This is a genomic window from Streptomyces caeni, assembly GCF_042678285.1.
Classification (GTDB): Bacteria; Actinomycetota; Actinomycetes; order Streptomycetales; family Streptomycetaceae; genus Streptomyces; species Streptomyces caeni.
Genome location: NZ_JBHUDX010000139.1, coordinates 1 through 13,762, shown reverse-complemented (window position 1 = coordinate 13,762; position 13,762 = coordinate 1). Strand labels below are relative to the sequence as shown.

Genomic DNA, 13,762 nt, shown 5'->3' with positions numbered 1-13,762 from the left:
CCTCACCCTGCTAGCTTCTACATAATTGTAGAAAATTTTTGGTGTCCGGGCCGCCGTGCGGCCCGGACCGCCGACCGAGACCGGGAGTGCTCATGGCCCTGTGGGACCGCATCAAGGAATCCGCCGCCACCATGCAGACGCAGCTCGTGGCGAAGAAGAACGACCTCAAGTCCGGTGCCTTCCGCGACGCCTCCATGGCGATGTGCGCGCTCGTGGCCGCCGCCGACGGCACCATCGACCCGGCCGAACGGCAGCGGGTGGCCCAGCTGATCGCCACCAACGAGGTGCTGCAGAACTTCGACGCCATGGACCTGCAGCGCCGCTTCGAGGACAACCTCGCCAAGCTGACCGCCGACTTCGCCTTCGGCAAGGTCAGCGTGCTGCAGGAGATCGCCAAGGCGAAGAAGAAGCCCGCTGAGGCCCGTGCCGTCATCCAGATCGGCATCGTCATCGGCGGCGCCGACGGCGACTTCGACAAGACCGAGCAGGCCGTCGTCCGCGAAGCCTGCTTCACCCTCGACCTGCCGCCCCACGAGTTCGACCTGTAGGCCGCAACACCAGAGAAGGAGACCGGTGTGGAAATCTCCGGGATCATCAGCGCCATCGTGATCGGCATCGTCATCGGCACGCTCGGGCGGCTGGTGCTGCCGGGCCGGCAGCGGATCGGCGTGCTGTGGACGATCGCCGTCGGTATCGCCGCAGCCTTCGTCGGCACCGGCATCGCCACCGGCCTGGGGGTGGCCGACACCAGAGGCATCGACTGGATCGAATGGCTCATCCAGATCGCTCTCGCGGCCGCGGGCGTAGCCGCCCTCGAACGCTTCAAGGCCCGCACCTGACCGACGTTCCCGCCAAGGGCGCCGACGCCTGCCGGGCGCCGGCGCCCCCTGGGGCACGCGGCGGCCTTCCCGTCTATACGGGAGTGGCGGCGTGCAGGATGAGGAACAGTGTGACGGCCGAGTTCGCCGAGGACAGCGCCGAGGCGGTGGCGCCCGCCGCGGCACCCCAGACGGCCAGACCCACCGCGGTGAACACCGGCGGCCAGACACCCCCGGTGGGAATGGGGCCCAGCAGGGCGGCCACCCGGCGCGGCACCGGACCCGTGGCCGCGAAGCCCGCCAGCGAGGCGGCCGGCCCGCCCCGGGAGATCAGCGCGGACCGGCCGACCGCCAGCGCCACGGTGCGTCGGCTGCCGACCGTCTGGGCCGCCTCCTCGTCCGCCCATCGCTCAGTCGTGTACGTCACCGCGGTCCTCAGCGGGCGCAGGAACGGGTTCGCCCGCGCCGCCAGCTGCACGGTCAGCAGGAACCGGTGGTGACGGCGGACCAGGTGCGCGCGCTCGTGGGCGAACAGGGCCCGACGCTCCGCCGAGGTGAGACCGGCCAGCATGCTCGAGCTCACCACGATCCTCCCCCGCCTGCCCGGCAGCGCATAGGCGTACGGCAGCCCGTCGGGCAGCACCGCCACCTCAGTCGCGGGCAGACCGGCAAGAGCGCGCTCGGTGCGGCGCCGCACGCGACGATGGCGCCACACCACCCGCGTACACGCGGCCAGCACCGCGAGCAGAGCGGGGATGGCGGCCCTGCCCGCGACCTCGTCGCACGGCACCGCCTCACGCACCTCCGGATCCGACCAGCCATCAGGCAACGGGTTGCCCGGAAGCTGCGCGGTGCCGACCACCATCAACAGCCCCAGGCACAGCGTGCTGCACACCGCGAGCACCCCTGCAACCGCCGACAACAGCCAGGTCGCCGCCCGCGGGTGCAGATACTGCTCGGCCAGACGGGCGAGCGGCCACGCCGTCAAGGGCAGCACCAGCGGCAGGAAGACGAAAACTCCCATGACCGCCTCTACTCCTCCTCTTCCCGTGCCCGCTCCAACAGCTCCCGCAGCACCTGCTCATCCTGCGGCGGCAGACCGGTCACGAAACTGGCCAGCACCGCCTCCCGGTCACTCTCCCCGTCCAGGACCCGCCGCATCCGCAGCGCCGCCAGACCCGCCTCGTCGGCCCTCGGCGTCCACACGAACGACCGGCCCGCCTTCTCTCTCGCCACCGCGCCCTTGGCCAACAGCCGCGTCAGAATGGTGATCACCGTGGTGTAGGCCAGGCCGCCGCCGAGACGCTCCTGCACCCACGCCGTACTCACCGGCACCGGCGCCTCGCGCAACGCCGCCAGCACCTGAGCCTCCAGCTCGCCCTGGCCGCGCCGCCGCCCACGCTCCTGGTCCCTCACCCGTCTCCCTCCAGCCGCACGCCCTGCTCGCCCCACGCGGAGGCGGTCCATCGTAGCCAGCGGCCCCACGGCCCCCTGACCCACACTTCTACGGTGCCGTAGATCCACCGCGTCGTCCCGGGCGTGAGCGTGCTCCCCTGCGCGGGCATGAGGGCGGCACCCGTCGAGCGCCCGGTCCGTGGCGGGTGGTCATCGGCCGTGGGCGGTGGCGGCCACCGCGGGCAGGACGGCGAGGGAGAGGATGCCGCCGGTCAGGGCGAGGACCGGGTAGCCGGCGAGGTCGACGACGACGCCGGAGGCGAGACCGCCGGTGGCGCCGGCGATGGCGATGGCGACGTCGACCGTGCCCTGGGTCCTGGCGCGGGTCGCCAGGGGCACGGTGTCGGTGATGATCGCGGTACCGGACACGAGGCCGAGGTTCCAGCCCAGGCCGAGCAGGGCGAGGGCGAGCGCGAGCAGGGCGACGGAGTCGGCGGGAGCGGCGGCCGCGAGGATGCCGGCCCCGAGGAGGATGATGCCGGAGGCGGCGGCGACGGCCAGGCGGCCGTAGCCGTCGACGAGGCGCCCGGTGAGCGGTGAGGGCAGGTACATCGCGCCGACATGGATGGCGATGACCAGGCCGGAGGCGGCGGTGCCGTGGCCATGGTCATGCATGTGCACGGGCGTCATGGTCATGATGGCGACCATGACGAGCTGGGTGACGACCATGACGAGTGCGCCGAGCACGGCCCCGCCCCGCGCCCGCGGCGGTGCCGCGGGCGCCTGGGCCCCCGTCTCGACCGCCGGCTGCGCGGTGTCGAGGGTGCGGGCGAGGCGCAGGGGGTCGGGGCGCAGCCAGAGCGCCAGGACGAGGGCGCCGCAGGCATAGGCGGCACCGGCCAGCAGGAAGGGGCCGGCCAGACGGGGGATGCCGAACGTGGCGGCGAGGTCGCCGGTGGGCGCGGCCAGGTTGGGGCCGACGACTCCGCCGAGGGTGGTGGCGACCAGGACGGTGGAGATGGCGCGGGCACGGTGGGTGGGGGCGGCGAGGTCGGCGCCGGCATAGCGGGCCTGGAGGTTGGTGGCGCTGCCCGCGCCGTAGACGAAGAGGGCGGCGAACAGCAGGACGGGGTTGTCGAGGACGGCGGCGGCGATGACGCCCGCGCTGCCGAGCGCGCCGGTCGCGTAACCTGCCGCGAGTCCGGGGCGGCGTCCGTGGGCCTGGGAGACGCGGCCGACGGTGATCGCGGCGACGGCGCTTCCCGCAGTGAACAGGGCGCTGGGCAGCCCGGCGAGGCTGGTGCTGCCGAGCATGTCCTGGGCGAGCAGGGCACCGACGGTGATGCCGGCGGCCAGGCCCGCGCCGCTGAGGATCTGGGAGATGACCAGAACGGTCAGGGTCCGTCGCTGTGCGGCGGTGCGTATGTCTGTGGGCGCGGCGGCGGCGCGGCCCGGACGGACCGGCCCGCCGGCCGGTCCCCGATGCGTCGGGACGTCCTCGTTCACACCATGGCCCCTGTTTCGACGGGGAGTTCGGCCAGGCGCCACTCCAGCATGCCGTCGTCGAGGCGGATCGCACGGCGGCCACGGGCCTTCAGCAGCCGTACCGCGTCGTAGGCGAGCACGCAGTACTCGCCGCGGCAGTACACCACGATCTCCGCGCCCTCGGGCAGTTCGTCGATCCGCTCGGCCAGTTCCTCCACCGGGATGGACAGCGCGCCGGGGATGTGTCCGGCCTGGTACTCCTCCGCCGGGCGCACATCGAGGACCAGGGCGTCGCCCGTCCCGGGCCGGGCGAGCAGTTCCTCGCGGGTGACCTCCGCGGCGCCGTCGTCGCCGAGGTAGGCGTCGCGGGCGGCGGGCACGGCGGTCCGGTGCGCCGCGGCGACCCTGCGCAGCAGCGCGAACAGCCGCGCCACATCGTCTCCGGCCAGCCGGTAGTGGATCCGTACGCCCTCACGGCGGGTGGCTACGAAGCCGGCCTGCTTGAGGATCTGGAGGTGGGCCGAGGCGGTGGTCAGGTTCAGCCCGGCCGCCTTCGCCAGCGCGTCCACCGTGCGTTCGCCCTGCGCGAGCAGGTCCAGGAGCTCCAGGCGCTTTCCGCTGGCCAGCGCCTTGCCGCTGACGGCGAACGCCTCGTAGAGCTGCGCCTTCACATGGGCCTTCGTGTGCTCCGCCACAGACATCCTCCATAACTCCATGGAATACCGTAAGGGAGGACGGGCGCAGAAGCCAGAGCCCTTCCGCCGCCTTCCCCGAACGGGCCGCCGGCACCGGCCTCGACCTGGAGCACGGATCATGCCCCACCCCACCCCCGCCCTGCCCGCCTCGCTCGGCCCGATACGCCTGGGCCTGCGGGCCAACCTGGCCCAGTTCGTGCTGCTGGTCGCCGTCAACGCCCTGGTAGGCGGCGAACTGGGCCAGGAGCGCACGGTCGTGCCACTGCTGGCCGACCAGATCTTCCACCTGTCCGCGTACACCGCCGCGCTGACGTACATCGTGGCGTTCGGCGCCACCAAGGCGGCGGCCAACTTCTTCGCCGGAACGCTCTCCGACCGGTTCGGCCGCAAGCCGGTTCTGGTGGCGGGCTGGCTGGTCGGAGTGCCCGTACCGCTGATGCTGATCTGGGCCCCCTCCTGGGGCTGGGTGGTCCTCGCCAACGTCCTGCTCGGCGTCAACCAGGGCCTGGCCTGGTCCACCACCGTCATCATGAAGATCGACCTGGTGGGCCCGGCACGCCGGGGCCTGGCCATGGGGCTCAACGAGGCCGCCGGCTACGGCGCGGTGGCGGTCACCGCGATGGCCACCGGGGCCATCGCCGCCCACTCCGGGCTGCGGCCCGAGCCGTTCTTCCTCGGCATCGCCTACGCCGCCCTGGGACTCGGCCTGTCGGCCCTCGCGGTCCGGGAGACCCGCGACCACGCCCGCGCCGAGGCCGCCCTCCACCCGGCGCCCAGGAACCCGGACCGCCACGGCGAGCTGACCACCGGCCGGATCGCCCGGCTCACGAGCGTCGGCGACAAGGCGCTGTCGTCCGCGAGCTGGGCGGGCATGGTCAACAACCTCAACGACGCGCTCGCCTGGGGCGTCTTCCCCCTGCTGTACGCCGCACACGGGCTGTCCGTCGCCCGGATCGGCCTGCTCGCCGCCCTCTACCCCGCCGTCTGGGGCGCCGGGCAGCTGCTGACCGGCTGGTGGTCCGACCACATCGGGCGCAAGCATCTGATCAGCGCCGGAATGCTGCTGCAGGCGGCCGCCATCGGCCTGGTCGCCGTCGGCACCGCCTTCCCCGTCTGGGCGGTCGCCCAGGTCCTCCTCGGCGCGGGCACCGCCATGGTCTACCCGACCCTGCTCGCCGTGATCGGCGATGTCGCCCACCCGGCCTGGCGGGCCCGCGCGGTCGGTGTCTACCGTCTGTGGCGCGACGGCGGCTTCGCGGTCGGCGCCCTGCTCGCCGGAGCCCTCGCCGACGCCTACGGCATCATCACGTCGATCTGGGCCGTGGCCGCGCTCACCGCCGCGGCCGGCCTGGTGGTGGCGGTGCGCATGTACGAGACCCACCCGCGGCCGGCGACCACCCCGCGGTGACACCGACTCCGGCACACCGGGCGCCGGAACACCCGACGGCAGAACACCCGGCCGGCGGCGGGAGGGCGGTGCACGGCGGCCGTCCCGGCGGCGGTGCCTTCCCCCGCGGCGGTGCCTCCGCCCGCGTCCGTGCCTTCCCCCGCGGCGGTGCCTCCGCCCGCGTCCGTGTCTTGCCCCGCGTCCGCGCCTCCGGGCCCGGCGGTGAAGACCCGCCGCAGCGCGTCCGGTGGCGGGTTCAGCCCGCCGTGGAGCACCTGGCGCCGTTCACCGTGAAGTCGTAGGGCGCCGTGTTGCTGCCGTGCCACGAGGAGAGGAAGCCGACGGCGAACGTACCGTTCGCCGCCACCTTCTTGTTGTAGTCGGCGGCCTTGGCGGTGACCTCGGAGCCGTCCTGGGTGTACGTGCCGTCCCACATCCGGGTGATGCGCTGACCGTTCCCGAACGTCCAGGCGATGCGCCAGTCGTCGAGGGCCCTGGTCGAGGTGACGGTGACGGCGGCCTGGAAGCCGTCCGGCCATTCGTCGACCACCTCGTACCTGACCCGGCACGTCGACGGTGCCCGCGTGCCCGGGTACGACGGGGACGGCGGGGACGGCGGTGACGGCGGGTCGGCCATGGGGCTGGTCGACGTGCCCTGCGGTTCCGCGTCCCGGTCGCCGCTCTCCGCCTCGGGGCCGGGGGTCGCCGGGTGCGAGGTCGGGGAGGGGCCGGACGCGCCGTTGCCGGAGGGCGAGCCGTTGCCGGAGGGCGAGCCGAGGGACGGCAGGGACGGTGCCGGGTCGGCGACCGGCCGGCGGTCCGACGGGTCGCCCGCCGCGGAGGTCCGTGCGTCCGAGGTGCCGACTTGCATCAGCGAGACCGTCAGTGCCAGCGCGGACACGATGACGGCACCGGCCAGGACCCCGGCCCGGCCCATCCGGGGCCGCGCCGCGGTGCCCACCGTGACGCCCCGGTCGCTGCCCGCGTCCGCGCGTCCGCCGATGAGCCCTGCCTCCGCGGCCCGGCGCCGCCGCTCCAGGTAGGCGAGCCCGCCCCACCCGATGACGCCGCCCGCCAGTGCGGCGGGCGTCCCCCCGCCGCGCAGCCGCAGGCATGCCACCGCCTCCGCGCACTCCACGCAGGTGGCGAGGTGCTTCGAGAGGTCCTCCGGCGTCTCGGCGGCCGGCGAGCGGGTGACCGCGTCCAGGAGCCGGGCGTAACTGCGGCATGCGGCGTCCATGGGCGTGTCGAGGTGGTTGCGTTGGCAACGGTCTCGGAACAGCGCCCGTACCTGGCTGAGTTCCTCGGACGCGGTCGCCGGGTCCAGGCCGAGCCGGCGGGCCACGTCGGCCGGCGGGAGCGCCTCCACTTCCACCAGCCACAGCAGCGCCGCGTCCGGTTCCTGCATGTCCTTGAGCCCGCGCAGGGCCAGGGGGCGCCGCAGGGGCGGTCCCGCGTACCGCGCGGCCTTCTCGGAGTTGAGCCACAGCCGCAGATCCGGGTCGAGCCACTGCCCCTTGCCCTCGGCCTCCCAGGCGGCGGCGGTGGTGCGTACCGCGGTCAGCAGCAGCGGTATCCGGGGCAGCCGCGGAATGCGGCGTCCGCTGGCCTTCACCTGGGCCTCGGCCGCGCGCGCCTCATGGATCCCGTGGGTGAACGCCTCGGTGGCCAGTTGTCTGCCGGCGGCGGAGCCGGAGGTGCACAGGTCGGCGTACGACAGGACGGCGTCCCAGCACTCCGAGAACAGTGCGGCCTCAGCGGCGTCCTGGGGGGTCGGCAGGTCTGACATGGGGGCTCCTGCATCCATGCTTCCACAAGCAAAGCCAACTCCCCAGAGATTCAGGGGAGTTGACGATGTCTCACGACAGGCCCAGAGCTTTTCACGATTCCCACACAACTGACAAGCGGCATATTCAATTACCGTTACCGCGTGGTTGCGCTCTGTTGAGTTGTACGGATCGCGGGCCCACTGTGCTCAGTCAGCGGGGCACACGGTGGTCGTGTTACACGCGGGACGCGCGGGGCGGGTCCCCGGCCCCTTCCTTGTCCTCGTCCTCCGCGGGGAGGCTGTCCATGAAGGAGCTGACGGAGAACACAGCGCGGCCCGGGCCGGGCGGACCGTAGCCGGGGGGCGAGGAGAGGCCGAAGTCGTCCATCGTGGCGCGGTACGCCTCAAGCAGCCGGATGTGGTACTCCAGTGGCGCGCCCTGCGGGTTGGCCTTGCCCAGCGGGGTGGTGGGCTCCGGGCACCAGGTGGTGAAGCGGGGCGTGATGCCGTGCGACATGAAGAAGCGCAGGCCCTCGGTGGTGGAGGCGATCGCCTCGTCGACGGTGGTGAAGCCGAAGGGCTCGGCCATCTCGACCCCCGCCACGAAGTTGGGGATCACATTACGGGCACCGAAGACGTCCGCCGAGTCGAGGATGCGCCGGTGCCACTCGTCCCGGCCGACGTACCGTTCCTTGCCGGGGCAGTACAGCTCGAACAGCCGCCGGTCCCACACCTCGAAGTTGGGGTGGTAGATCCGCACCCCGTAGTCCTTGAACCGCCGCACGTCGTCCTTCGGCAGCGCCTGCGCGACCACCTTGCCGATCCAGCGGCCCGGGAAGCGCTCCTCGATGGCCTTGGCGTAGTGCCCGTAGAAGTCGGCCTCGTCTCGGCCCGCGACCTTCGAGGTGATGGCGCCGCCGGTGAGGGTGTAGGCGGTGGACGCCTTCGCGGTGTCGTACCGGTCGATGATCTCCAGCGCCTCCAGGACCTCCGCCACGTCCTTGACACCGGTGTAGGGCCGCCCGGCCGCCTTGTGCTGGCGCCAGTTGTGGTTGATGTCGCAGTACTGGCACTCCTCCTTGGCGCCGAAGTACTGGCAGACGCGGAAGACGGTGAGGTAGATCAGGTATCCCCACTGGATGGTCGGGGCGACCTCCATCACGGACTTCCCGCTGGAGAGGGTGTGCCGGTAGTACTCGGGCATGGGCGGCACGCCGACGTCGGCGATCCGCCGCCCATCGAGGTAGAGCCCGAGCAACCCCTCCTCGTCGGCGGCCACCCGGTAGGGCGAGGAGGGGTTCACACGCACCGAGACGACGGTGCGCCGCAGGTCGTAGGGGCCTCCGGTGAGGACGATCTCCTCGGGCGGGCGCCGCAGGGCCGCCTCGCCCAGTTCGGGCAGGGTGCCGTGGTCGAAGGAGAAGATGAAGTACGACTTCGGCTTGACCTCACCGCCCTCGTTGTCGCTCAGCGCGGAGGGGTCGAAGGCCACACCGCCCCGCAGCAGGTCCTCCTTGAAGACAGCCTCCCGCGGCACATGCGGGAACCGCTGCATCAGATCCTCGACCAGCGCGGTGCGGCTGTCACCCATCCCGTTCTCCTCGCTTCGGCGTACGCGTTCGACTCCTCACGGTATGCCCCCGCCCGCGCGTCAGCCGTGCCGGGTCCCCGCGCGGCGTGCGATGTGCTCGGGCGGCAGGATGCCCGGCGCCAGCAGGGGGTCGGGCTCCGGGACGCCCCAGGTCGCGGTGAGCGGCAGGGTCCCGGCCCAGACGCCCGACCCGGCGTCGGGCCCGTCACCGTCGTCGGGGGCGCCGGCACGGATCTTCACCGACGCCTCTTCGAGGGACAGGGCGAGCAGGGTGGTGGCGGCCAGTTCCTTCCGGTCGGGCCGCCGGGCGTACGACCACTGCCCCGGCGTCGCGTGCTCGGTGAGCCGCCGCAGCCCCGCCAGCTTCTCGTCGGGGTCGGTGACCTTCCGGGCGGTGCCGTGGATGATCGCACTGCGGTAGTTCACGCCGTGATCGAAGACCGAGCGCGCGAGGACCAGCCCGTCGACGTGCGTGACGGTGACGCAGACCGGGGCGCCGCCCGCGAGGCTGCGGCTGGCCACCGAGCCGTGCAGATACAGCCGCCCTTCGTCCCGGCCGTACACCGTGGGCACCACCAGCGGCCGCCCGTCGACGACCACCCCGAGATGGCAGACGAAGCCCGCGTCGAGGATCGCGTCGAGATCGGCCCGCCGGAGGCTGCCCTGCTCGCGCAGGCGGCGGTGCCGGGTGAGCCCGGTCTGCGGGAGGAGGGACGGGAGCGGATGCTGGGCCATGACCCCAGAGACTACCGATACCGCAGGATGGATAAAAGATATTTGCGAAATCGGCATAATACCTCCTTGCTTGGGACGGAATCCGCACCAGCGACTGTGGGCGAGGTAGGTTCCCGTGCGTGCGTGGCCCTCGGTGCCACGGGGAGGGACGACGGCGATGACGGACTCGGTCACCAACTGGGCGGGCAACATCACCTACACCGCCGGGGAACTGCACCGCCCCCGCTCGCTCGACGCGCTCCGTTCGCTCGTCGCGGGCAGCGCGGCCGTGCGGGTGCTCGGCAGCGGGCACTCGTTCAACGGGATCGCCGATCCCGGCCCCGAGGGCGTCCTGCTCTCGCTGTCCGCGCTGCCGGCCGAGGTGGACGTCGACACCGCGGCCCGCACGGTACGGGTCGGCGGCGGCGTCCGGTACGCCGAACTCGCCCGCGTGATGCACGAGCACCGCCTCGCCCTGCACAACATGGCCTCGCTGCCGCACATCTCGGTGGCGGGCTCGGTGGCCACGGGCACGCACGGCTCGGGTGTCACCAACGGCTCGCTGGCCTCGGCCGTGCGCGAGGTGGAGCTGGTGACGGCGGACGGCTCGGCGCTGCGGATCGCCCGCGGCGAGGACCGCTTCGACGGCGCGGTGACCGCGCTCGGCGCGCTCGGCGTGGTCACCGCGCTCACCCTCGACCTGGAGCCCGGCTTCACGGTCGAGCAACATGTGTTCACCGAACTGCCCCTGGAAGGGCTCGACTTCGAGACGGTCGCGGCGACGGCGTACAGCGTGAGCCTGTTCACCGACTGGCGCGCGCCGGGCTTCCGGCAGGTCTGGCTGAAACGGCGCACCGACCAGCCGTTGCCGGACTTCCCGTGGGCCGCGCCCGCCACCGAGGCGCTGCACCCGGTGCCGGGCATGCCCGCGGCCAACTGCACCCGGCAGTTCGGTGTCCCGGGACCCTGGCACCGGCGGCTCCCGCACTTCCGGGCGGAGTTCACACCGAGCAGCGGGGCCGAACTGCAGTCGGAGTATCTGCTGCCGCGGCCGTTCGCCCTCGACGCGCTGCGCGCCCTCGACGCGATCCGGGCGACGGTGACGCCCGTGCTGCAGACCTGCGAGGTGCGGACGGTCGCCGCCGACGCACAGTGGCTGAGCCCGGCGTACGGTAGGGACACGGTGGCGGTGCACTTCACCTGGGTCCCGGACACGGCGGCCGTGCTGCCCGTGGTGCGGCGGGTCGAGGAGGCCCTCGACGACTTCGGGGCCCGGCCGCACTGGGGCAAGGTGTTCACGGTGCCGGCCCGGACGCTGCGCGAGCGCTACCCCCGGCTCGGCGACTTCGCGGCGCTGGCGCGGGAACTCGATCCGGCGGGAAGGTTCAGGAACGCCTTCGTACGCGGAATCATGGAGAGTGGGGAAGCTTCGTAAACCCCCTTTCCTAACCCCTTGCAGAAGCTCCCTACCCGGCATAGGCTCACGCCGCGCAGAGGCACGGGGCCTCGCCGTGGCCTGGAGGGATCGAAGGACCGTGCCGGTGAAGCGCACCTCACGCGACATTCGGACCGCGAACCGCTACGGGGTGCTGCGCCAGATCATCGCCCGCTCACCCACGTCCCGGCAGGAGCTGGCGGCCGCGACCGGGCTGAGCCTGGCCACGGTCTCCACGCTCGTCGGAGAACTGCTCGATCTCGGCATGCTGACCGAGGTCGGCTTCGAGGACTCCGCGGGCGGCCGCCCGCGCGGCTTGGTCGCCGTCAACGCGCCGGGCGGCGCGCTGATCGGCGTGGACATCGCGGAGACGTACGTGCGCGTCGAGCTGTTCGACCTGGCGCTAACCGTGCTCGCCCGCGCCGACGAGGACATGCGCCCCGGCGAGAACCGCCCCGAGCAGGTCGTCGCGCATGTCGCCGCCGCCGTCGGCTCGGTGGTCACCCAGGCCGGCGTGGAGGGCGCCCGCGTCCTGGGCGTCGGCGTCAGCGTGCCCGGCCAGGTCGACCGCGCCCGGGGTGTCAGCGAGTACGCCCCGAACTGGGACTGGCACGACGTACCGCTGCTCGACCTGCTCGCCGGGCACATCGCCTACCCGCTGTACCTGGACAACCCGCTGCGCGCCTGCGCGGTCGCCGAGCTGTGGTTCGGCGCGGCCCGCGGACGGGATGACGCGGTGGTCGTCAATCTGGGCACGGGGGTCGGCGCCGGCCTGGCGCTGGGCGGCGGACTGCACCGCGGAGTCAGCAACAGCGCCGGCGAATGGGGCCACACCACACTGGTGCTGGACGGGCGGCTGTGCCACTGCGGCAACCACGGCTGCGTGGAGACGTACGTCGGGGCGCCCGGCATCATGCAGAACCTGCGGGAGCTGAGCCCGCGCAGCACCCTGCTGCACCCCGAGGACCAGACCGCCACGATCGACGCGCTGGCACGCGGCGTCGCCGCGCAGGACCCCGTCGCACTGAAGGTCGTCCGGGACACCGCCCGCTATCTCGGGGCCGGGATCGCCGACCTGGTCAACCTGCTCAACCCCGAAGTGGTCGTGCTCAGCAGCTGGGTCGCGGTGGCGCTCGGCGAACCGCTGCTGGCCGAGGTGCGCGAGGCCGTGGGCCGGCACGCGCTGCGGCGGCCATACGCCGCCACCGAGATCGTCCTGTCCCCCATCCCCACCGACCCGGTCTGCCTCGGAGCCGCGGCCTTCGTCCTGGAGGGCGCGCTCCAGCGGGTCGGCCAGAGGCCCGCCGCCCGCACGGCCCCCGCAAGGAGCCGTACCGCGCCGCCTTCATGACGTCGGAAGGGACGCACCGCCAGCACGCGCCGGCGGCACACTGAAGAACGCGAACGGCCGCCTGCCGGCCGGGCGGTGGCTGCTCGACACCAACGGGCAGATCGTCGACGGCCAGGCCGAACGAGGTCCTGACCCACCCTCACCCGGGGCGCGTGTGCGGTATCCCGCACGCCGTACAACGTTTCACACCGACTTCGTCCAACCCCTTGCCGAAGGCTTAGCCGAAGGTTAACGTCCCGCACCGCAACCGCTTTCCAGCCATCCCGTGCCCTCCGCGCGCCCTCCCGCCAGCCATCCCGTGCCATGCCGCGCCGAACACGCAAGAGCCGCAAGAGCCGCACCCGCACCCGCACCCGCACCCGCACCCGCACCCGAGACAAGGACGTCAGCATGTCGGCAATGAGCAGTACCTGGGACCGCCGTTCGATACTCCGGGCCGCAGCGGGCCTGACCGCAGCGGGCGCGCTGTCCGCCTGCGGCGGCAACAACGGCCGCGGCGGGGGCGGTTCCGGCAAGAACCTCGTCCAGTACTTCCACGCCTACGGGGAGGCGGGCACCGAGCAGGCCATCAGGCGCTATGCGAAGGCATACAAGGGCGCCGGCGTGACCACCCAGTGGATCACCGGCGCCGACTTCGAGAGCAAGCTGTTCACGACGCTGCTCACCGAGAACGCGCCCGACGTCTTCGAGTTCCACCCGCAGATCCAGCTCGTCAAGAGCGGCCAGGTGGCGGACCTGACCGACATCATCGAACCGGTCAAGGACGACTTCAACCCGGCCGACATCCAGTCGCACACGGTCGACGGGAAGATCTACGGCGTCCGGATGATCGACGACCCGCAGTTCTTCTTCTACCGCAAGTCGCTGCTGGAGAAGGCGAACATCCAGCCGCCCACCACCCTCGACGAGCTGATCGAGGCCGCCGCCAAGCTCACCACGGGCAAGGTCAAGGGCCTGTTCCTCGGCAACGACCTGCACGCGGTGATCAACCCGATGATCTGGTCGGCCGGCGCCGACACCCTCACCGACAAGAACGAGATCGCCTACCACACGGACGGTGTGGTCACGGGCGTCAACTTGACCCGGTCCTGAAGGATCGGGCTTGGAGGTAGTGCCCAGCTGG

12 protein-coding genes and 1 pseudogene are annotated in these 13,762 nt (G+C 72.5%); 6 read left to right on the top strand and 7 right to left on the bottom strand.

From position 1 onward, the window contains the following. The first annotated feature begins 92 nt into the window (after nt 1-92). Nucleotides 93-548, top strand: a complete 456-nt coding sequence (locus tag ACFSL4_RS36010) for a tellurite resistance TerB family protein (RefSeq protein ID WP_381092202.1) — start codon at nt 93-95, stop codon at nt 546-548. Nucleotides 549-575: 27 nt separating this feature from the next. Continuing rightward, the gene (locus ACFSL4_RS36005) at nt 576-839 is read left to right on the top strand and encodes a GlsB/YeaQ/YmgE family stress response membrane protein (protein ID WP_381092200.1); all 264 of its coding nucleotides are present in this window, start codon (nt 576-578) and stop codon (nt 837-839) included. A gap of 73 nt (nt 840-912) precedes the next feature. Here ACFSL4_RS36005 and ACFSL4_RS36000 read toward each other — a convergent pair whose 3' ends face one another. The 4 genes from ACFSL4_RS36000 to ACFSL4_RS35985 all read right to left on the bottom strand — a co-directional run bounded on the left by ACFSL4_RS36000 (nt 913) and on the right by ACFSL4_RS35985 (nt 4,393). Continuing rightward, entirely contained in the window at nt 913-1,842 is a 930-nt protein-coding gene (locus tag ACFSL4_RS36000; RefSeq protein WP_381092198.1) for a M56 family metallopeptidase, read from the bottom strand. 8 nt (nt 1,843-1,850) lie between these two features. Next, on the bottom strand, nt 1,851-2,234 hold the full coding sequence (locus tag ACFSL4_RS35995) for a BlaI/MecI/CopY family transcriptional regulator (protein ID WP_381092196.1): 384 nt from the start codon (nt 2,232-2,234) through the stop codon (nt 1,851-1,853). 189 nt (nt 2,235-2,423) lie between these two features. Then, nucleotides 2,424-3,638: an MFS transporter gene (locus ACFSL4_RS35990; RefSeq protein WP_381092242.1), complete on the bottom strand. Its 1,215-nt coding sequence runs from the start codon at nt 3,636-3,638 to the stop codon at nt 2,424-2,426. 77 nt (nt 3,639-3,715) lie between these two features. Further along, on the bottom strand, nt 3,716-4,393 hold the full coding sequence (locus ACFSL4_RS35985; RefSeq protein WP_381092194.1) for an ArsR/SmtB family transcription factor: 678 nt from the start codon (nt 4,391-4,393) through the stop codon (nt 3,716-3,718). A gap of 118 nt (nt 4,394-4,511) precedes the next feature. On the opposite strand from ACFSL4_RS35985, the gene ACFSL4_RS35980 reads away from it, so the two are divergent. Next, entirely contained in the window at nt 4,512-5,801 is a 1,290-nt protein-coding gene (locus ACFSL4_RS35980; RefSeq protein WP_381092192.1) for an MFS transporter, read from the top strand. Nucleotides 5,802-6,036: 235 nt separating this feature from the next. On the opposite strand, the gene ACFSL4_RS35975 is transcribed toward ACFSL4_RS35980, so the two are convergent. From ACFSL4_RS35975 to ACFSL4_RS35965, 3 genes are all read right to left on the bottom strand, one after another. Beyond that, entirely contained in the window at nt 6,037-7,569 is a 1,533-nt protein-coding gene (locus tag ACFSL4_RS35975; RefSeq protein ID WP_381092190.1) for a cellulose binding domain-containing protein, read from the bottom strand. Nucleotides 7,570-7,783: 214 nt separating this feature from the next. Then, nucleotides 7,784-9,139, bottom strand: coding sequence for a radical SAM protein (locus tag ACFSL4_RS35970; RefSeq protein WP_381092188.1), 1,356 nt, complete (start codon nt 9,137-9,139; stop codon nt 7,784-7,786). Between the two features lie 60 nt (nt 9,140-9,199). Next, complete coding sequence (locus ACFSL4_RS35965) at nt 9,200-9,874, bottom strand: pyridoxamine 5'-phosphate oxidase family protein (RefSeq protein WP_381092186.1); 675 nt, start codon at nt 9,872-9,874, stop codon at nt 9,200-9,202. Nucleotides 9,875-10,031: 157 nt separating this feature from the next. Here ACFSL4_RS35965 and ACFSL4_RS35960 point away from each other — a divergent pair, with 157 nt between their 5' ends. The 3 genes and pseudogenes from ACFSL4_RS35960 to ACFSL4_RS35950 form a co-directional block, all read left to right on the top strand. Further along, the gene (locus tag ACFSL4_RS35960) at nt 10,032-11,288 is read left to right on the top strand and encodes a D-arabinono-1,4-lactone oxidase (protein WP_381092184.1); all 1,257 of its coding nucleotides are present in this window, start codon (nt 10,032-10,034) and stop codon (nt 11,286-11,288) included. A 106-nt stretch (nt 11,289-11,394) separates the two neighbouring features. Further along, the gene (locus tag ACFSL4_RS35955) at nt 11,395-12,639 is read left to right on the top strand and encodes an ROK family transcriptional regulator (protein WP_381092182.1); all 1,245 of its coding nucleotides are present in this window, start codon (nt 11,395-11,397) and stop codon (nt 12,637-12,639) included. Nucleotides 12,640-13,029: 390 nt separating this feature from the next. Continuing rightward, a pseudogene (locus tag ACFSL4_RS35950) lies at nt 13,030-13,725 on the top strand (ABC transporter substrate-binding protein); the annotation flags it as partial. Nucleotides 13,726-13,762 lie beyond the last annotated feature (37 nt).